This is a genomic window from Gimesia sp., assembly GCF_048260065.1.
Taxonomy (GTDB): domain Bacteria; phylum Planctomycetota; class Planctomycetia; order Planctomycetales; family Planctomycetaceae; genus Gimesia.
In genome coordinates, this window is record NZ_JBLXHC010000001.1 from 446987 (window position 1) to 466968 (window position 19982).

General features: G+C 49.5%; 19 protein-coding genes and 1 tRNA gene. 13 read left to right on the forward strand and 7 right to left on the reverse strand.

All coding sequences use genetic code 11. The annotated features are described in order from the left end of the window. Positions 1-32: 32 nt before the first annotated feature. From ACN0YN_RS01585 to ACN0YN_RS01625, 9 genes are all read left to right on the forward strand, one after another. Positions 33-413: a hypothetical protein gene (locus ACN0YN_RS01585; RefSeq protein ID WP_417383223.1), complete on the forward strand. Its 381-nt coding sequence runs from the start codon at positions 33-35 to the stop codon at positions 411-413. A gap of 18 nt (positions 414-431) precedes the next feature. Beyond that, complete coding sequence (locus ACN0YN_RS01590) at positions 432-1241, forward strand: hypothetical protein (RefSeq protein WP_417383224.1); 810 nt, start codon at positions 432-434, stop codon at positions 1239-1241. Positions 1242-1396: 155 nt separating this feature from the next. Then, entirely contained in the window at positions 1397-1609 is a 213-nt protein-coding gene (locus ACN0YN_RS01595) for a hypothetical protein (RefSeq protein WP_417383225.1), read from the forward strand. A gap of 66 nt (positions 1610-1675) precedes the next feature. Further along, on the forward strand, positions 1676-1879 hold the full coding sequence (locus tag ACN0YN_RS01600) for a helix-turn-helix domain-containing protein (protein ID WP_417383226.1): 204 nt from the start codon (positions 1676-1678) through the stop codon (positions 1877-1879). Between the two features lie 514 nt (positions 1880-2393). Next, the gene (locus ACN0YN_RS01605; RefSeq protein WP_417383227.1) at positions 2394-2639 is read left to right on the forward strand and encodes a hypothetical protein; all 246 of its coding nucleotides are present in this window, start codon (positions 2394-2396) and stop codon (positions 2637-2639) included. 575 nt (positions 2640-3214) lie between these two features. Continuing rightward, a complete protein-coding gene (locus ACN0YN_RS01610; RefSeq protein ID WP_417383228.1) occupies positions 3215-3976 on the forward strand; it encodes a hypothetical protein in 762 nt (253 codons plus the stop codon). A 20-nt stretch (positions 3977-3996) separates the two neighbouring features. Then, the gene (locus tag ACN0YN_RS01615; RefSeq protein ID WP_417383229.1) at positions 3997-4329 is read left to right on the forward strand and encodes a hypothetical protein; all 333 of its coding nucleotides are present in this window, start codon (positions 3997-3999) and stop codon (positions 4327-4329) included. A 65-nt stretch (positions 4330-4394) separates the two neighbouring features. After that, positions 4395-6236: a hypothetical protein gene (locus tag ACN0YN_RS01620; protein WP_417383230.1), complete on the forward strand. Its 1842-nt coding sequence runs from the start codon at positions 4395-4397 to the stop codon at positions 6234-6236. 15 nt (positions 6237-6251) lie between these two features. After that, complete coding sequence (locus ACN0YN_RS01625; protein WP_417383231.1) at positions 6252-6686, forward strand: hypothetical protein; 435 nt, start codon at positions 6252-6254, stop codon at positions 6684-6686. Here the strand turns inward: ACN0YN_RS01625 and ACN0YN_RS01630 are convergent. Next, positions 6661-7608 carry a hypothetical protein gene (locus tag ACN0YN_RS01630; RefSeq protein ID WP_417383232.1) on the reverse strand — a complete coding sequence of 316 codons (948 nt, stop codon included), beginning with the start codon at positions 7606-7608 and terminating at the stop codon, positions 6661-6663. The two genes, ACN0YN_RS01625 and ACN0YN_RS01630, sit on opposite strands and share 26 nt — an antisense overlap. Before the next feature lie 419 nt (positions 7609-8027). Between ACN0YN_RS01630 and ACN0YN_RS01635 the strand changes: the two genes are divergently transcribed. Both ACN0YN_RS01635 and ACN0YN_RS01640 read left to right on the forward strand, forming a co-directional pair. Further along, the gene (locus ACN0YN_RS01635) at positions 8028-8930 is read left to right on the forward strand and encodes a hypothetical protein (RefSeq protein ID WP_417383233.1); all 903 of its coding nucleotides are present in this window, start codon (positions 8028-8030) and stop codon (positions 8928-8930) included. A 227-nt stretch (positions 8931-9157) separates the two neighbouring features. Then, positions 9158-10426, forward strand: coding sequence for a tyrosine-type recombinase/integrase (locus ACN0YN_RS01640; protein WP_417383234.1), 1269 nt, complete (start codon positions 9158-9160; stop codon positions 10424-10426). Here the strand turns inward: ACN0YN_RS01640 and ACN0YN_RS01645 are convergent. After that, positions 10424-10496, reverse strand: a tRNA-Lys gene (locus ACN0YN_RS01645). The genes ACN0YN_RS01640 and ACN0YN_RS01645 overlap by 3 nt on opposite strands. Before the next feature lie 274 nt (positions 10497-10770). Beyond that, the gene (locus ACN0YN_RS01650; RefSeq protein WP_417383235.1) at positions 10771-12354 is read right to left on the reverse strand and encodes an aldehyde dehydrogenase (NADP(+)); all 1584 of its coding nucleotides are present in this window, start codon (positions 12352-12354) and stop codon (positions 10771-10773) included. 100 nt (positions 12355-12454) lie between these two features. Between ACN0YN_RS01650 and ACN0YN_RS01655 the strand changes: the two genes are divergently transcribed. After that, positions 12455-13936, forward strand: a complete 1482-nt coding sequence (locus ACN0YN_RS01655; RefSeq protein WP_417383236.1) for an NAD(P)/FAD-dependent oxidoreductase — start codon at positions 12455-12457, stop codon at positions 13934-13936. 26 nt (positions 13937-13962) lie between these two features. Here the strand turns inward: ACN0YN_RS01655 and htpG are convergent, their stop codons facing one another. Then, entirely contained in the window at positions 13963-15873 is a 1911-nt protein-coding gene (htpG, locus tag ACN0YN_RS01660; protein ID WP_417383237.1) for a molecular chaperone HtpG, read from the reverse strand. A gap of 296 nt (positions 15874-16169) precedes the next feature. On the opposite strand from htpG, the gene ACN0YN_RS01665 reads away from it, so the two are divergent. Further along, complete coding sequence (locus ACN0YN_RS01665; RefSeq protein ID WP_417383238.1) at positions 16170-17063, forward strand: TIM barrel protein; 894 nt, start codon at positions 16170-16172, stop codon at positions 17061-17063. 42 nt (positions 17064-17105) lie between these two features. On the opposite strand, the gene csrA is transcribed toward ACN0YN_RS01665, so the two are convergent. The 3 genes from csrA to ACN0YN_RS01680 all read right to left on the reverse strand — a co-directional run bounded on the left by csrA (position 17106) and on the right by ACN0YN_RS01680 (position 19956). Then, positions 17106-17303: a carbon storage regulator CsrA gene (gene csrA, locus ACN0YN_RS01670; RefSeq protein WP_002647480.1), complete on the reverse strand. Its 198-nt coding sequence runs from the start codon at positions 17301-17303 to the stop codon at positions 17106-17108. A 243-nt stretch (positions 17304-17546) separates the two neighbouring features. Beyond that, positions 17547-18338 (reverse strand): MOSC domain-containing protein, encoded by a 792-nt coding sequence (locus ACN0YN_RS01675; protein ID WP_417383239.1) that lies wholly within the window; start codon positions 18336-18338, stop codon positions 17547-17549. 28 nt (positions 18339-18366) lie between these two features. Beyond that, positions 18367-19956, reverse strand: a complete 1590-nt coding sequence (locus ACN0YN_RS01680) for a hypothetical protein (protein WP_417383240.1) — start codon at positions 19954-19956, stop codon at positions 18367-18369. Between the last annotated feature and the right edge of the window lie 26 nt (positions 19957-19982).

A 19982-nucleotide genomic window follows, 5' to 3' on the forward strand; every position in this document is an offset into this window, starting at 1 on the left:
TCGCGTAGTATATCCTTGTAGGGGAGCATGAGATGCCGGTGGAATTATTTTCGGCGTTAAACAATTCAATCGCACTGGCTAAGCGGTTGCGGGAAATTTCTAATAATATCAAAGACGCTGAATTCAATCAGCTTCTGGCTGATTTATACAACGAGCTCGCGGATATCAAAATGGAAATGGCCGGTATGAAAGAACAGGTGGCTGAGCTGAAGGAAGAAAACCTACGACTAAAAACCATGCAGCCTGAAAATAACGTAAAGCCAAAGCTTGACAGAGGTTGTTATATATTTGAGGGGGAAGAAGGACTGTTTTGCACAGGTTGCTACGACTCGGAACGTAAAAAAATTCAGACCACTCGCCTTAGAGGGCGTGTTAGAGCATGCCCTGTCTGTAAAAACGTATTTCAAGGTTAACCTGATAAGGGTAGAGACATGTTGAACTTACCTCAGGGGTATCCATTAGATGAATTTTTGAAGTGCAGTTTCTTCGCGTATGAGATGCTTATGGGCCAAGAAACAGCACAGGAAAAAGACCCAGGATTTATTCCAAGGCAGAATAATACCGGGAATCCCGTAAGTGACGAAACAGATAGATTTTATCTGATTGAAACTGAGGGATATGATATTGCTTACTTTCATGAACTCATTCAAAACGAAATGCGGTTTGGAATGTGCAGTTACCACTATCAGGAGGTGATTGCTGATTGCGATGGTTCATCGGCTAACATAGCCGAACTGGAATTTGTCTGTGCTGATTATGAGGGACCAGATCGTCATATAGCACCAACTGCTCACGGTGTTGCTTTTTTGTATCTGGCTGACATTTGCTCTCACATTACCGTAACGTGCGGAGATCCGGATTCAGAAGAATCTCTGTTAGATTACGTCAAAAAAAATATTATCGAGATGCAAAAGGTGTTATCGAAATTCCAGCTGAGTGCTCACAACCGATTGAGATTGATGAGCCGCTTGAAGCGAGAAATGGCAATAACGCTCGGCTGCCATGACTACGAGAATCATGTGAATTCTGACTTCATAATCGATGCACGTTGGCTCTGCGCTACAGTAGGAAAGCACAGGGGGCGAAATGAGTATGAGCGATCTTGGGCAACAAAATATATTTCTGATTGGCCAAAACCAAGGAAGAGATACACGGGAAACAGAAAGTCCGTCTGGAGTTTTTTAGAAGTAAAACCCCATCTCAAAGAGCAGTTTCCAGATATCGATTGGGACAATTTTTAACATTTGCTTTGAATTTGTTTTGACTTTGTTTTCACTGCTTTCAATCTTCTGACTACACTCTTCACATCTAAAAATCTATCGCTATAAATTGCTCCAACAGGCAACCGAACGGTAAGCGGTTGCCAGACTCATACCAGATTCAAAGGGAGCGAATCATGTCTCAGGCGATAGGTCAAATTGATCCTGATATTCTCTATCCACTCGAAGAATTCAAGCGGGTTTCCGGAATGGGGACCTGCGCTTTGCGAACCGCACGCAACGCTGGTTTGAGAATGCTACAGACTGGACATCGAAAGTATGTCAAAGGTCAGGATTTCATTGATTACCTGGAATCAGTCAACTGCAACAGCACAACGATGAACGCATAACGCAAACGTTGCCTATGCCTAACTGTGAACGCCTGCAGTGGACCACAGAGGACAGATGAGGTGATCATGACAACGACGATTTTTCAAAATCCCTCGCTGCTGCTCACGGAAGAGGAAGCAGCGCACCTGATGAATTGCTCAGCGAGAACGGTTTCACGAATGAGGCAGAAAGGTCTGCTTAAATTCATGAACCTGGGGAACACAATCAGATATCCCCGCGCTGCTATCGAGAAATTCATTGAAGAACAGTCAAAGACAGTAACAGTGTAGACGTAAAAAAAGCCTCCGAATTGATCCCTTGGAGGCTTTAAGTTGTTCTCATAACGTCGAGTTTGGCAACCGAAAACGAGTACAAAAGCATATTATCAGACCAATCAAAACGGTCAATGCTAAAACACTCTTTTCTGAAAAACTCCACACTGAGAACAACGCCAATTGTGAATTGGCCGTAAGTTCTCGACCAGCGGCATACAGCCCTGATTGGCAGTGAGTTGAGATAGCTTCGATGCATGTGTTTAAGCAGCATGTCACTACCCGAGGGTAAGAGTAGGGGGTGTCCAGCGGTAACCGTGGAGGCTGATGAATCGGTCAGGGAGTGGCGTCCTTGGCGTCTCTGTGCATCAGTTAGAATCGGCGTCCCAGAGTGGGCGTGGAATGAGGAGCAAAGTCCCGTTCGAATCGAAGCGAAACCGTATTTTTTTAAGCGTTACATTTAACGTCTAGCTCCGGTTACGCGCAGGGAATGTGCAGCCAACGGCCTACCAGGTTATTTGAGGGTTGAATCATGATGCGAAAGCAACAACGTTCAGACGATGGTGACTCAGGGCAGACCAGCAGAGAAAGCCTCTTCCTGGTCAGCCTGGAGCCAATCAACGAACACATCACCACAGACGATTTGTTACGCAAGCTGCAGTTGGTGGCCGGTGGTTGCGGGATCCGCATCAACGCAGCCCAGCTGGTCAGCAGCCCAGACAAGTGCAACAGGCAACTCGAAACCGAAAAAACAGACATGGTGGAAAATCAGGAATGAGGCACTCACTGATCAACCAAAAACAAGGACTTACGGCGATAAAATCACGGGTCCTTCCCAGAGGATCTGACGCGCGGGGCTGGTGTATGGCGCAGAAAGTGTGCGTAAGAACGAAAAATAAATGGACCACCACCACTACCATGAATTGCACAATCGATTTCAGATTAAGCCTTTAAAAACAGGGGTTTTCAAAAAGATATGAATCTCTACTTGGTACAAAATCAATTCGCTCAATCGCTTCCGGAAGACCTGGAAACCATTTTAACCAGGGGTTTTCGGCTGTGAATTCTGAAGACCGTGAAATCATTTTGCGACACATCGCAGATCAGATGTTGACGGAGCCAATGAGTGTTCAGGAGCTGTCCTCATACTTCAGTATTGGCTGGAGAAAGATGAAAAGCGTACTCGATCACATGGAAGGCGTGGAAAAAATAAACACTCTGTATCGAGTCCCAGTTAAGAAAATGCCCCCTCGCTACCTGAAAGAGCAAAAACTTTTTCCTGAGCCCTGCTAATTCCTGCCAATTCCTGCAGGCGATATTTTCAGTTTGTCATCATCAGAGAGAATTGAAACCATGACAGATCTACTGACAAAACATGGAGCAGCAACCAAGCTGGGGATTACAGCCGCGGCACTGGGAAAGCTTGTTCGCGACAACAAGATCCCGTTTATAGCACTCCCGAATGGTGAAATCCGTTTTGACAGTGGTGATTTAATCAAATGGGTTCAGACATTGAAAGAGGGTGGTATGACAGTTGCCATAGATAAACGCGCAAAAATGCAGGAACAACTCAGGAAGCGGCCAGAATACATCAAACAGCGTGATGAGATACTTGAGGAGCAGAAACAGGTTCAATCAAAAGTTGATGCAGGGCTGCTTACACAACTGGCATTGGTCCCCATTGAGAATCGACTGAAAAAAGTTCTGTCTCTCATCAACAACGATTTTAGAAACCAGTTGATCAACAGCTGTACCAACCAGGATTTACACGACGAGTGGAGAATTCTCAATGAAGAGAAAATCCGAGTCGACCGTGAAATTCACAGCGAAAAAATGGAAGCCGAACGAATTGAAACTGATATTCGACTTATCCAATCTGCCTTGACCGAATTGCATTCTGCTGACGGACCTGGAAAAGAAACCGAAATTTTCAAACCATTCGATCGTGAGAGTGACGGTGAATACCAGGACCGCATCAATCAGAGAGAAAGGAAACTGATTCTAAAGCAACAGGAGCTGGAAAGGTGCAATGCCAGAATAGCTCAAAAGGAGGAAGAGTTGAACCGCTTGGAATCGGAAAAACAGCGGGTCAGAGATGAGATGGTTTTTGATTAGTTTTACCAGGGGAATTAGCGATGAAAACAGATGCTGAATACCGGCAAATCTACGCAGCGGACAAGGAAGTGCTTGGAGCAAGACTGACTGTGAGTGAAGAAGAATACATTGCTTCATTGAAGATCACGGATTGTGATGGTGAGTTGTCTCAAGAATTTTTGGGAAACTCCACGGGCTCTCAGGAATCAACACTGAGTTTGCCTGGTAGAGATTATGATTCTGCCGATGAGAAGTACAGGCGACAGTATCGCGAAGATAAAGGGATGCTGGGTGAGAAGCTTTCAGCATCCGAAGACGAATATGTTGCTTCATTAAAGGCAACGGAATCAGGCGGGAGTCTGTTTTTGGTTTAGTTATTCCGTTCCCTTTTCAGGCGTAATCCGGTTTACCTCTTTGCCGTTACGTCTGGGGAGGGTTTTTGAAAGTCAAGACGATGGCAGATAATGACGTTGAAATCAAATTCGTGTCTGATGATGCAGATGTAATCAAATCCTATCTCAGGCAGCAGAAAGAAGTCCTAAGAAATCAACGTGCTCTGATAAAAATGGGGGATGCGGGTGGCCGGTCCTTCAGGAAAATCGATAGTGGCTCGAGATCAACAGTAGGCACATTTTCGAAGATGAACGCTTCGGTCACAAGTGCGATCGGTTTGTTTGGTGGCTTGACTGGAGCAGTTCAGGTATTCCAGAAACAATATGCTGACATGGTAAAATATCAGCAAAACCGCGAAGTTGCGGGGCGTACCTTTGGAGAGCAGATGCGTGCCACTCGTGTCAACTTCACCAAAGATGAGACGTTGAGCAATCAGGATCTGGAGAATGAGATTCTTGGTGTTGCCGATAGAACTGATACTGATTCAAAGCTGGTTGCTGCAGCACTGTCAGACGCATTTTCGGCAAAGGGAAAGCTCACAAATAAAGACGCGCTGAATGCTGTTGAGGCCGCCTTTGAATTACAGCCTAATGATCTGGATGCAGCTCAGACGATCGCAGCCAGAGCCCTGGACGTGGCGAACCGGACTGGTAACACCAACATGAAAGAGAATGTTGGTTTCATGCAAAACATCGCGAATACAGCGCGTGTGACACAACTCCCCTTGGTCGGTAAAAATCTACTGCCGGCAATTAGTTCAGTTCAAAATTTCAACGATACACCAGAGCAGGCAGCTGAACTGGTAGTATCTCTAAATAAATTGCTGGAGGATGAAACCGGAGCAATCACAGGCACTGCAGCGAAAACTCTTGCCGGGCGTCTGAAAAACTTTGTTCCAAAGAAAAAAGCGAAAGATGATCTGGGTAGCTTCACAGTCCCCCAGGATCAGATCGATGCTTTCACCCAGGCAAAAACAACAACTGAACGAGTGAAGATAGCTCAACAGAGTCCTGAGTTATCTCGCGCATTCTTCGCAGAGAATCCGTTTGCCCAGGAATATGATGCTGTAATCAAAAGGTACCTGAGTAAAGATAAGGGAGTTCAGGAAACACAGAATTATGTCCAGGGAGCTATTTTCCCACTCGGGAAGGAACAACAGGCGGTTTTTGAGCAGAAGCTCTCAGATATCAATGCAGGAGGTAAACAACACCTGGTCGCAGCTGATGAAGGAAACAAATCAAATGTTGAACAGTTAAGGCTGTCAGGCGATTCTGATGCGATTCAGGCTTCTTCCAGGAATCTGGTCAACAGTGCTCTCGAAGAGGCACCTACAAGCTGGTTTAACAAACAACTCGCCTGGGGAGCCCATGAAGCATCGAAACAAGTGAGCCCCATGATATCCGGTGGAAGCTTAAGTCCAGTCATGCTGGATAATCTGTATTTGAAGGGGCTCAGGAAAGATTCTGCTGATAAATCTGGTGAGGAGGCACCATACACCAAATTTCTCGATAAACAAATTGCAATATCCGACCGTCTTTTAAGGCGAGAATTTATCCATAAAGCAGCCGGCTTTGCTGCTGAGAATATGAAAAATTCTCCGAAAGAAGACCAGAAACCTACCATTCGAGTTCAAGAAGCACAGCGCAAGCAATCTCCTCAGGAACAAAAACAACCAGTTGCTCAACCTGGTTCAGGTGAGATGGTCAATCTCTCCCGTAAACAACTTGAAGCCACGGACAAGCAGACGGGAGTTCTCGAGAACCTGATAAAAGGAATTGAAAAACTGACCGGACAAGGCCCGCTGAATCCCGGTCCCCGGGTGGGACCTCCTTTAAGGCATCCCCCGTACAAGCCTGCAATTTCAGTATTGAGTTATCCAGGGAAATAAAGGGATCTTTTGAAAATGGAAAATAGCGAGAATTCAGAATTTGATTGCTTCTATCCAGAACCTGAAGAGCGATTCATGTGTGATCATAAAACACGAAAGCTCTCAGCACACATACAACCACACGCTGAGGCAGGGCGTTTTTTCTTGACGATTTACGATTTTGAAACAATGACGATGTCAGCGGTTAAGAATCCCGTTTTGAAGTCTGAAGTGTATCTCTATATTGGGATACTGGCGCCTGAATTGATGGAGCTGGACAATTTCAAATTGAATCGCAGGGAATCAAGCCTGGCGTTTGATAGGCATAATCCAGATTACAAGACAGTGCTGGATCTCGGAGGAGATGAGGTTTCTATTGAGTACGGACCGGATGAAAATCGTAATTCTTTCGAGCTGGCTGTTGTCGCTGATATTCCTCGTGAATTCATTCTGGATCCCGAGAGGAACTGAATTTCGTGTGATCAGGAGGCTGAGTTGTTGTTGTCTTAGTGGTTACTGTCTTGGGAGATAGGGGGTCTTGATCTACTAATCGAACAATACCTGATCCTGCTTTCGAAAACACTATATTTTTCTTATCGGCTTCAGCAAGATCAAGTAAATCAGTGAGTAGCATCGGCACTATCGTGTCTGCAATTTCAACATGAAACAATCGGTTATTTAAGTAAATTTCAGCATTGTCTGGATCATCAACATTAAGAATTTTAGCTAATCGTTTTTTCTCTTCTTTCCTAGAGAGTGAGGATTCATGAGAAGCTAAATTCATCCTTCTTTGTAACGCAGAAATATCCGATCTTAAATTTGTGTTTTCCGTCAAAATCAGGTCTAGCTTGTTTGAAACTGTAGCATCCTCTGGATTGAGCATTCCCTTTTGAGTGACGCCATAATATTTCCAAAGCGTATTTCTACTATCACTAGATTTCACGCATTTTTCAATATGATTGACAAGGGCAGGTATCTCGTCTTTGGTTTCCCATGCAGTTAAGGATGGATTGTATGTATGAAAGTTAATGTTTGAAACATCGAACGGAACCCCTGGTGGAGAACCAGCCGTTTCAGAATCGGCAATTAAAGCAACAGGTTTATCTAGGGCTGTTCTGACACCAAGTTCAAAAAAAACATTAGCGTTTAGAATCGACATGTCACAGAGAACTAAATCGCAGTCGGTAAGAGTCGATATGATCTTTGCATGGATGTGTTCGGCTCCCTCAGCGATCGGAGGGATTGCCTCAAATCCAGCTTCTTCGACTGCTGGAATGAGCAAGCAATCTAAAACATGTTTGAAATGATCTTTGTCTTGCTTATATCGCTCGTGGTAAGCGCCTGGTGTAGAAATCGGCATGATGATAAAGCAGGTTGGTTTTGGGTCAGACATTTCAATTATCCGTGAGCAAGAGATATGTGAATTGGTAACAAGAGACTACCACGGATGAACAGTGTTTTCAAACTCCGAAAGAACAATAAATCCAATCGTTGAATCTCCCGAAGCGCCAAAATGTCGCTTCGGGAAAAACAAAGCGTTTTTCGCTGTTTTTCCCGAAGGTCCAAAATGAACCTTCGGGAGAATTATTGAGTCAGTGTTGACAATCGAGGATCTGCGGTTAAAAATGCAGGTCCGAAAGCCGAAAGGCAACAAGTGATGATTTCCGAAAAACAACAAGTAACCAAGAATCCATACTCTTGCGCAGAGTGGGGTAGCCGCGAGGCCCCCAAGGCAGCACTTGTCTGCCTCGGAACTGTGTGTGAGAGTATGGGTTCTTTTTTTACGCTTCGGCGTAAAGAAAGGTGCCTCTTATGAGCACTACTCTCTCTCACAACGGCGTTTGTGACACTCTCTACGTTTCCCCCGTCGACCAGCTGTTCCAGCGGTCAACCAACTGGTCAGCACTGGAGCCGGTCACAGCTCCCCCGTTTGGCAATCCAGCTGCTGATGATCTGCTGCGAATCGAAGCCCCGCGGCATAACTGGCCAGTTTACCTGGTCAAAGTTCCGGAAGGCTGGGAACCGCAATCATGGCGATCAGTTCCCCCGAATACACCAACGTACAAGAAAGCCAAAACAGCTGCTGAGGTCGCTTCCATTCTCAACCGTGAACGCATCGCAGCCAGTAAAGACGGCTTTGTATCACACTGGCACATCAGGGTTCGCGTCGGCAGTAAGTATGCGAATCTCAGTGTGTCTCTGCCGACTCCCTGGAAGCCGAAAAACGAATATGATCTTCCCCCCGCATTTATCACTCTCGATGGCCCCCGGGGACAGTGCGAACAAATCGTTGGAGACTTGAACAGACGGCTTGACCAGTGCGGAGATGGGGAAATCCGCAAACGGGCTTTCATCGCGCGTTCCATCAATCCAGCTGACCTGGAACCGACCGAACAAAAGGGGGACACAGTGTCCCCCTTAAATGAACCAGAAGAACTGCCGGAAGAGATCGAAGGCCCCCCAGAGCTCTACGAAGTCCACGAAGGTCATACGTTCGACGTAAACCCCTCATGCGGTGAAGAGGTTCTAATCAGGGTGTTCAACACTTCCGATCCGGAGAAGGCCAGACAGAAGGCAGAACGCTATCTGAAACAGCATGCCCAGGACCTGCTGGAGTGGGGGCAACTGGATCCAGAAGCAGCTGCCCCCGATCTGCTGAAACACCACGGTCTGCAAATCTATCGACCCGTGACCGATTCTGAAAAACATCAATAAACGCCTTGTTTTCTCCGAGGGGACATTTTGTCCCTTCGGGGATTTTAAAAAGGGCGACACGGTGTCGTCCTTAATTAAGGTGGTCACTATGACTACTCTGCGCTTTGCCTGTTTTCCCGTTCCGACACAGTGACGGAACGGGGGTTTTAAAAACTCCGACACAGTGTCGGAGTTAATTAAATGGCGACACAGTGTCGTCTTTTTTTCTCAGAAGTAAGGGAACACCAATGATCAACGTCTATTTGAGCAAACAGAAGAAAAGTCGATTCTGGCAGATGCGCTGGATAGATCCGGATACAGGCCGGGAACGGTGGCAGAGTACGAAAACCAATATCAAGCGGGATGCTGAACGGATAGCAGGCCAGACTGAAAAGGAATTGAACGAGGGAACGTACTTCAGACGCTCCACAATCACCTGGAAAGACTTTCGAGACCGATACGAGACGGAAGAGGCTGCGGGGCTGGCAGAACGCACACAGCAGAAGATAGGGACGGTTTTCAATTATGTTGAAACGCACTGTAACCCGAAACGCCTGGTCAATCTGAATGAGACAGCTATCAGTAAGCTGGTGAAGAAACTCCGAAAGCAGGGACTGGAAGACGTCACCATCAAAAACAGCCTGGGCCACCTGAAAGCGGCGTTCAACTGGGCAAAATCTCAGAAGCTGATTGCAAAGGTTCCCGACTTCCCGAAATTCAAAAGAGCGCGAACGAAAAAAGCAATGCGGGGACGTCCTATCACATTGGAAGAACTGGAACGGATGATCTCAACAATTCCGGAAGTTGTGAAGTATCCAGGTGAAAGCGAGAAAAGCAGGCAGAGGAAAACCGAGATTGTTGCTTCATGGGAGTTTTATCTCTGGGGGCTCTGGTGGTCTGGGTTGCGGTTGGAAGAATCTCTGAATCTATTCTGGGACCGCGAGGACGGAATCTGTATTGACCTGACTGGCGAATTTCCAATGTTCAGGATTCGGGCAGAAGCTGAGAAAGGCAATAAAGACCGTTTGTTGCCAATGACACCAGAGTTCTATGATTTCCTGCAGCAGGTCCCAGGGGACGAGAGAACAGGCCCTGTATTCAATCCTGAAGCGATGCGACGGCATACAGACAGAATGTTGCCCTCTTCCGTCTCCAAAATGGTTGCGAGTTTTGGAGAACGGGCAAACGTGGTTGTCGGAGATAAGGGAAACATTGATAAGGAAACAGGGGAACGGAAACCACGATACGCCTCTGCTCATGATCTCAGGCGATCATTCGGTTTTCGGTGGTCAAGACGCGTGAAAGTGTTTGAGCTGAAAGAGCTGATGCGACACGAGAGCATTGCCACAACTCAAGAATTCTACGTGGAAGAAAATGCCCAGGATACCGCCCGATCTGTATGGGCTTCGTGCAATGCAAGTCTTCGTAGTACTTCGCGTAGTAGTGCCCAAAATGACGAACAAAGCGGTATGGAAGAAGAATCGCAAAGTGTTGCGGATAAAGAAGTAAGGAAATGAGGGCGCAGGGATTCGAACCCTGGACCTACGGATTAAAAGTCCGTTGCTCTACCAACTGAGCTACGCCCTCATTTGTTCTTACTGTATTTGATCGGCCGGAGCATGTTTTGCGGCGGGGTTGGTTGCCGCTGCTCGACAGGCCGTTTGATGACTGAGTCAGGATAATAGCAACAACCACAATCACTTCACAACGTTACGGGCAAAAAAAATCATTGTAAATTCATATTTTCTCAGTGCTTAGTCGTATAGAGGCTCCTACCGTCTGGCAGGTTCGCCGAATCAATGCTCTGAACGTTTCTGAACCGCTTTTCCTGCTGCGATTTCAGCCCCAATCGAACCTGCGATTATGCTTCATAGTCGGCCTGTGTGTACATTCCATCAATATACCGCCACAGGCTGCCGTTCGGGTTTTTCGGCTGTAACGCTTCAGGCAGACGTTGCGGGCGGACGTTGTCGTAGCACTGCAGCATGGAAAATCTGTGAATGGCCGCGGGAATTCCGACCGAGGTAAAGACCGGATGCCCCGTCGATGGGAAGGGGCCGCCGTGGTTCATCGCCGGACTCACGGCGACGCCGGTTGGCATCTTGTCGTTCAGCAGACGTCCCACTTTCTGACGCAGGGCAGGGGCCAGCTGATCATAGAGTCCATCGTCTTCCCCGCCGGTATGACTGTAAATGCAGCCGGTCAGATTTCCTTCCAGGCATTCGGCGATCTGGATTAACTGCTCGTCCGAGTCGGCGACGACGATCAGCGAACTGTTTCCGAAGGCTTCTTCCTGCAGGGCGGCCGGGTTTTCCAGGAACTTGCTGCCGCTGGCTTTGAGCAGCGTATTCGCACAGGAGAATCCGGGACCATCGGTTTGCAGCCCACCAGTGACCAGTGTGGCGCCAGCGTTTTGAATCGCAGTGATGCCCGACTGAAAGCCGCGTTGTACTCCTTCGCCCAGCAGAACGCCCGCGGGGGCGGCTTCGAACTTCTCTTTGACGGCTTCAATAAACGCATCGGCGGTTTCACCGGCTTTGAGGACGACCAGACCGGGATTGGTGCAGAACTGCCCCGTTCCCATCAGGCAGCTCCCTTTGAATTCTTCCGCGATGTCGGCACCCCGTTCGGTCAACGCACCGGGCAGAATGAAGACCGGGTTGATACTGGAAAGTTCCAGGTAGACCGGCTTGCCCGCTTTGTCGGCGGCTTCTTTGATTGTGAGCCCTGCACTCCGTCCGCCGGTATAACCGATGGCACCCATCAGGGGATGCGAAACGAACCGGCAACCGTCTGCATGACTCGTGCGGTAGATCAGCTGGACGAAGCCTGCGGGCATGTCGGTCGCTTTGGCGGCAGCGTCGGCAGCTTCCGCGAAAATCTGTGTGGTTCTGGGATGCGAGGAATGTCCTTTCGCGATCACCGGATTCCCGGCAGCAACGGCAGCAGCGAAATCACCGCCGGCAATACTGTTGAAAGCGAAAGGGAAATTGTTCGGGCCGAAGACCGCCACCGGGCCAATCGGACCAAACATTGAACCGATGCCGGTTGCAGTGTCGATCGTGGGTTGTGTCCAGGAACCTTCGCGGGCATGTGTCGCTGCCTGGCGGAGCTGGTTCGTCGTGCGGGGCAGTTCGCCGTCTCGCAGACGAGGCGATTCCGGGTAGCCGGTCTCTGCATGCGCGGTCGCGACCAGGTCGTCGGCGCGGTTTTCAATCTCGTTGGCGTACGCTTCCAGATAGGCGGCGAAACGCTCTCCCGACCAGCCGCGCATCGTCTTGGCAGCTGCGGCAGCCGCTTCGAGTGCCGATTTAATTTCGTCCCAGGGGCTGACAGGGAAAACGGGTTCCAGTGCTTCGGCTGTCGCCGGGTTGACTGCCTGAAAGCTGGTGGTGCCTGTGGAGGGAATCCATTGTCCGTTGATGAGAACCGGTTGTATCTGCATGATCTATCCTTCTGAACCTGCCTTTGAGTCAGCAATCGGTTAATATGTCTGCTGCGAAATGTTATTCAAACTCTGATCAAAGTAGAATCAATCCACTCTCATGCAGCAATTTGACGTCGTGATTCTGGGAGCCGGCTTTGGAGGCAGCCTGACGGCACTGCTGCTGGACCGCATCGGCCTGTCGGTCGTTCTGATTGATCGCGGAACACATCCCCGCTTCTCGATTGGAGAATCGTCGACCCCGGCCGCCGGCTATCTGCTGCAATCACTGTCCCAGAAGTACGATCTTCCACAATTTCAACCATTTTGCAAGTATGGAACGTGGCAGCAGGCTGCTCCCGACATCGCCTGTGGCGTCAAACGGGGCTTCAGTTACTTCTCCCATCAACCAGGCCAGATGTTTCAGACAGAGCCCGCACACGGGACAGAACTGCTGGTGACAGCGAATTTAAGTGAACCGCTGGCGGATACGCACTGGTACCGGGCGGACGTGGATGAATTTTTCGCGAAGGAAGTTAAGAAGTCGGATGTTTTGTACATGGACCAGACCGAAGTGCAGCTCGAGAACTCAGACGGCTGGGTAATCACGGGCAACAGAGAGGGCGAATCAATACAGATGCAGGCTGCCTTTCTGATTGATGCGACCGGAGCCGCCGGTCTGGTACCTCGGGCTTTGGGAATCAGACCGCAGTTGGAGTTCGCCACCCGGTCGCGCGCGATGTATGGACATTTCAGAGACGTCAGACTGTGGGATGAGATTCTGGCAGAGAATGGGATCGATCAGGCAGAATATCCGTTTGCCTGCGATCAGGCGGCCTTGCATCATGTGTTGCCGGAGGGTTGGATGTGGCAACTGCAGTTCAATAACGGTATCACCAGCGCAGGCTTTGTACTGGATGAGCGACACGCCGCTCTGGACTGGCAGCAGATGCTGGCTCGTTATCCCTCGATTGAAGCACAGTTCGCGAAGGCGACGGTCGTCGCGCCGGAAGCGGGACTGGTGACCACGGGGCGTCTGCAACGGGGCTGGACAGAATGTGCTGGCCCTGACTGGGCCTTGCTGCCTCATACAGCGGGATTTATTGATCCGCTGCACAGCACTGGCATCGCACAGACATTATGCAGCATTGAGCGGCTGGTTTCTCTGCTGGAAACAGACTGGAAGAAGAGTCGTCTCCAGGAGCAGCTCTCCGAGTATTCCGATTCGCTGCTGGCGGAGCGGACGCTGATCGATCGGCTGGTGGCCTGCTGTTATCGCAGTCGATTTGATTTCGATCTGTTTACGGCGAGCACCCTGTTTTATTTTGCAGCCGCGACCAGCTTTGAGCATCAACGCGGCCAGGAACAGAAGCAGCCGTTATTTTTATGCGCCGACGACAGCGAGTTCGTGCAGACCGTTGATCACTGGTTACAACTGGTGTCAGAGTACGAGCAGCAGCCCCGGGTGGCGAAAGCGGAAATCAGGCAGGCTGTCAAACAGGCAGAACGGATGCTGACGCCGTGGAATCGGGTGGGGCTGTTCCAGCCGGAAGTGCCTCACATGTATTACTACACCGCGGCTCCTGAGATGGAACCGCGGTGAGCGAAATACGATTCAGTTCGTCTTCCCTAAGTAATAATGGGTGATCGTTTCTGTGCGAGTTCTTCCATCATGCTCTGAATGTTCTCGGTGATCTGTTCCGGGCTGGTGGCGATGCCCGTCATCAGTGAAGCATTCCAGAACAGCTGTCGGCCGCACTGTTTGATGAAGGCGTGCTGATCGCTGTTGGAAGAGAGCGTGCAGAGCCGTTTGATGAGCTCGGCGTCCGGGTTGATTTCCAGAATCCGTTTGGTTGTTGGGAAATCTTTGTTGCCCATGCTCAACACTTTCTGCAGTTGAGAACTGATGGCTCCTTCCGGCATGACCAGGCAGCAGGGACTGTCAGTCAGGCGATCGGATTTGGTGACCGATTCGACATCATCCTTGAGTTCTTCCTGGAACAGGGAGAGGACTTTTTCAAACTCGGGTGAGGCCGGTTCTTTGGTCTCTTCTTTTTTCTCTGCAGATTCCTCGGAGTCGTCATCGGTTTTTTCATCGCCGGGCAGTTTGACGTCGGCGGAATCGATAGAGACGATATCGTGGTCGGAGAACTTCGCCAGGTTGGAAAGGACGATTTCGTCCATCGGGTCTTCGAGGTAGAAGACTTCGATCCCTTTCTTGCGGAAGATTTCCAGGTTGGGGTTACGGGCGATCGTGTTGAAATCGTTTCCGCCCAGGTAATAGATCTGCTTCTGATCTTCGCCGGCCCGTTCCAGGTAGGCTTCCAGCGAAAACAGTTCGGTTTCGGAAGACCCTTTGGAAGAGGGGAATCGCAGCAGTTTGGCGAGGGCATCGCGGTTTTCAAAATCGGTGCCAATCCCTTCCCGCAGGGCGCTGCCGAACTGACGATAGAACTCGAGATATTTCTCTTCGTCATCTTTGGCGATGGAAGACAGATGGGTGAGCACGCGTTTGGTGAGCACCTTTTTAATTTTGCGGAAGACAGTATTGTCCTGCAGTGATTCACGCGAAATATTCAACGGGAGATCGGCTGAATCGACGAGACCGTACAGGAATCGCAGGTATTCAGGAAGCAGGTCGCGGTTATCGTTCTGAACCAGGATGCGTTTGGCACACAGGCTGATGCCATGTTCGGTGCGTCCGAAGCCCATCAGTTCCAGGTTGGTCTGCGGGCAGTACAGGATGCAGTGGAACTGGAACGGGGAATCGCTGCTGAGGTGTAGATGCCAGCGGGCCGAATCTTCTCCGTTATGGGCGAGATACTGGTAGAACCCGTCGTACTGTTCCTGGGTGAGTTGTGTTTTGGGTTCGATCCAGATCGGCTTCTGATCGTTGACGAGTTCTTCGCCGATTTTGATCGGGTAGGGGACGAAGGTGGAATATTTTTTCAGGATGAATTTCAAACGGGTTTCGTCGGTGTATTCGTCCAGGTCTTTGCGCAGATGCAGGCGAATGGATGTGCCGCGTGGCAGGTCGGCCTGTGGTTCGATCGTAAAGGACCCGGTTCCATCCGATTCCCATTTGTAGCCGGACTCGTCCTGATAGCTGCGGGTGAGAACTTCGACTTTGTCGGCCAGCATGAACGCCGAATAAAAACCGACGCCGAACTTACCGATCAGTGAGACTTCTTCTTTTTTATCGCCGGCGGCTTTGCTTAAAAAGTCGAGGGAACCGCTGTGAGCGATAGTACCGATGTTCTCAATCAGTTCATCGTGTGTCATGCCGACGCCATTATCGACAATCGCGAGGATGCGGTTTTCGGAATCGGGTTCCAGGCGGATTTCCAGCGGTTGATCTTCTTTGGCCGATTCATCGGTCAGCGAGATGAATCGAAATTTGTCCAACGCATCGGAGGCGTTTGAAATGAGCTCCCGGATTGCGATTTCTCGGTTCTGGTAAAGGGAGTGTGAGAGCAAATCCAGAAGTTTTTTGATTTCAGCCTGAAAGGTAAATTTTTCGGGTGCGGTTTTTTCGTTCATGGTCTTACTCAAAATCAAATCGTAAAAAGTCAACAGTCGATTTATTGAAATACGGGAAAGAAACAGTTTTCCCGCTGACGATACTGGTCCTGCTCTGTTTTATAAAAGGATTGAGTTTTATTGTAAAGCAGCCGGCTCCCTCTGCTTGTGTGGATGATTCAGAAATCGGCGAAAAGTGGTTTGTAATCTCTCTCGTGAATCAGTAATAATAGGTAAGATCAATGAGCCGGGAAGAGATCTGAACTTTTCTCAGTGATCGATTCATTCCGTATCAAACTACTCTGGAGACTGCAGACATGGACTTTTACTCACGCCGCGACTTTTTAAAAACAGCAGCTGCCGGAAGCGTTTTCGCATTAGGCAGTGGACTGTCGAGTTCCGTGTTTGCAGAAAAAAAATCGCCAAAGCAGGCCCAGTATGGTCTGGTGACTTACCAGTGGGCCAAGGACTGGGATCTGCCGACGCTGTTGAAGAATTGTGAGACGGCGAATGTCCTGGGCGTCGAATTGAGAACCACTCATGCCCATGGCGTCGAACGTACATTGACCGAGACGCAGCGGAAGGAAGTTGCCAAACGATTTGCGGACAGTCCGGTTACCTTAGTCGGGATCGGCAGCAATGAACGCTATGACAGTCCCGATCCGATTGTATTAAAGAAGGCCATTGCCGATACGAAGGACTTCATCAAGCTCAGTCACGATGTTGGGGGGACAGGGGTCAAGGTGAAACCGGATTCCTTCCATGTCGGCGTTCCCGAAAGTGTGACGATCGAACAGATCGGAAAATCATTGAATGAGCTTGGTGAATTCGGTCAGGGCTTCGGTCAACAGATCCGACTGGAAGTTCACGGCAAATGTGCCCATCTGCCTACGATTCGTAAAATCCTGGATGTCGCCGTTCATCCGAACGTGGCCATCTGCTGGAACTGCAATAAGCAGGATCTGGAAGGGGCAGGGCTGGCAGCGAATTTTGCGATGGTCAAAGATCGCTTAGGGGATACGACACATATTCACGATCTGCTGAATAACCCTTATCCACATAAGGAGTTTTTCAAGTTAATGGCAGACGCGAATTATACCGGCTGGCTGATGCTCGAAGAAGGAAAGCTGCCCGCAACAGATACAGTAGCTGCATTAGCTGAGCAACGAAAAGTCTTCGATAAAATGTGGGCCCAGGCACAGGACAGCTGAAAGCAGCTCCCGCATACCAGGTGTTGTGGAAGGGGAGACTGCTTACGGAGTTTCGCAGTTGGTGTTGTCGTGCTCGCTCTGTTCTTTGATGGCGGCGTAGACTTCTTCCCGATGCACGGTCACATCTTTTGGTGCTTCAATACCAAGTCGTACTTTATCGTTTTTGATTTCAATCACCATTAATGTGATCGAATCTCCAATTATAATCTTTTCGTCTTTTTTTCGGCTGAGGACAAGCATCGCGATTCCCTGCGAATAAATGAGGGGAACTTCTTCGTTACAGGCTTCCTCCAAAATGACCATCTGGTCATGTTCAGAAAAAGCGACACCTGAAACTTAGCGTACTGTTTTCAGGGTGTCTGCTGCGATCTTGGAAAAATGCAGTGTATTCCGCTAAGCGATTCGCCTCGGGAATCAGTTGTAGCAGTTGTGCCGTTTATAGTTTCTCGATTATGGGAGTCTGTTCGGCTTATAACCCGGGCCTCATTTGAGGATTTTCAGCGGATCTCCCACGTGTAGCCGTAAAGAAACATCGTTTTCAGTGCCAGCGAGCCTGGTGTTGACGGCCAGTCGGTACATGTTTTGAAACAGGCTGCGATCTCCCCAGGCCGGAAATGTTTCCTGTCGTTTCCGAATGAACGTCTTCATAAACTGAGGGTCTGTGTCTCCCGACCAGGGAGAGCGGGAGGGAACGACACAGCGTTTACAGGGGTTCGATCCTGTGAAGGTGACTGTGCCAATCTGAAACTGCACCGATGGTTCTTCAGCCGCATAAAGACGATCTTCGCAGAAGGGAAGGTCGCCGGTAAATTCCAGGTTGGCGCGAAAACGGAGCCGCAGTTCTTCGATGGAAATTTCCGGGAACCACCGCGCCAGTTCTTCGTACGTCTGCGTACTGATAATCGTCGGGCCTGACGCTGCCAGGTCATCTGGAAAGCCGGTCTCGCGATTCTCCTGGATGTGGACCCGGGTCTGAAAATAGTCGCTGAACCAAGATTCGAGTTCAGGCTGACTGGCAACCAGCGGGAAACGGACGGATTTGATTGACTGCTGTGGGACAGAAAGCTGAACCGATTGTTCTGCGAGATCGAACTCCGCGCGGATCTGATGGATGGCCGGGTACTGTTTACCGTTGATGACTTTGCCTGACTCATCGAACAGGGCAAATTGACGATCGCCTGTCAGTGCACCACTGGGGAGCAGTGCGGCCTGATCGACACAAACCGGGTCCAGTGATTTCACGGGATAGACGGAGATGGAAGAGAGCGTCCACATGGTATTGTTGTTATTTCAGTATGAGAGATCAGCGTTTTTTATCGTTACCCGACAGTTGTTTTAAATCCTGGATTTCAGTCTTCAGGTCAATGATGCTTGTCGGGTTCAGGAAACGTTCGATCCGGTCTCCCGTTTCGCGACAGAGGCTGGCGATGCGGGCCTGTGCGGTTCTGTTATTCTGGGCCTGGGCAGCTTTGACTGCAGAGACGCGAATGACGTTCAGTTTATCCTGAAAGATTTTGCGGGGCGAGAGTTCACTTTCCAGTTCGCGGATGCCGGTGTTGACTTTGTCCCAGTCTTCGCTTTTAGCCCACCGGCGGATGCGTGACATTTTCATTGAGAGATCGGCGACGGCTTCGATGAGTTCTCCGTTGAGGACCGCCAGTTCGCCTTCTACGCCGAGTCGAATTCGATCATCGGGAATCTGGATCGAAATCTGTGAATCAATGCCGGGCAGATAAGGGACATTGGCGACCAAAGCTTTTCCACTGCGAATATACAGCCAGATCAGGGGTTGCTGCGGATCGACATTGATTTCGATTGTACCACTCCGATTGGTCAGAAACTCACTCGTGACATAATCGGGTTCTTTCAGCGGTTTTTTGGTTTCTTCACTCTCTTTTTTCGCCGCAATCTGCAACTGGCGGACTTCCTGCGGGTTGAGGGGTGACAGCTGGACTTTCATGCCGGCGTAAGTTTGGGTCGAAGTCCCCCGAGGGATTAATGACAATTCTGTTTCCGGGTAACGGGGCTGAACCTGGAGGGCCAGCGTTTCGACGCGCCGCCGACTGCCACCCAGGATGCCTCGCAGAGCGGAGGTAACAGAACAGGTCGCATGCTTGCGATCCACTTCTTCAATTTCGAGATAGGTCCAGGGAATCATCTGGATGTTTTTGACTTCTCTGTCTCGATTCAGATAGCGAAAAAATGGCAGAAAGTAAGAATTGGTTTGCACCGTGGCAACGCCGGGATCGGGGGTGAGATACTGGCTGGCCTGCTCGCTGACGGTGACCTGTTCTCCCTCCACTGTTTCGATGCTGACGACAGAGGAAAACAGATCTCGCAGTAAATTAAACGTGGTCTCTGCCAGAAACATTTTTTCATAAGTGGTCTTTTCAGAGAGCGGGCTGAGTCGTTGTGAATAATAATCGAATTCTCTGCCTGAAATGCGATAGCCAATGCCTGCCGGTTCGATGGTAATCAGAAACAGTTTCTCGAATGGCTGCTGCGGGTACCGTTCGAGTATCTGTTCCGGTTGTAAACGGGATAAACCAGTGGAAGTACAGAGTGGTAACCAGCGGTTTTCAAAGATGCCAGTATTTGTATCTGCCTGGGGAGTACCGGGCTCCTTGAGCAGCCACTTTTCTCCTACGGAACGCTCAATGATCTGATACAACTGTTGCTGCAGAGACTGGCGTTCAAACTCGTCGAGTCTGGTTTGTGGATCGCAGGCAATTTCGATGCGGGTCCGGTATGGCCTCAAGCTGATATGCAGGTTTGAAGCGATGCTGGTCTCAGCTGGAGCTGCCTGCGCGTAAAGCGGTCCCGTCGCGGGAGCAGAGAGCATCCCGAGGATGAGAAGGCAGCAATAAGATTTCAAACCAGTGAACTGAGACATTAAATTTCCAAATTTAAACTGACGAT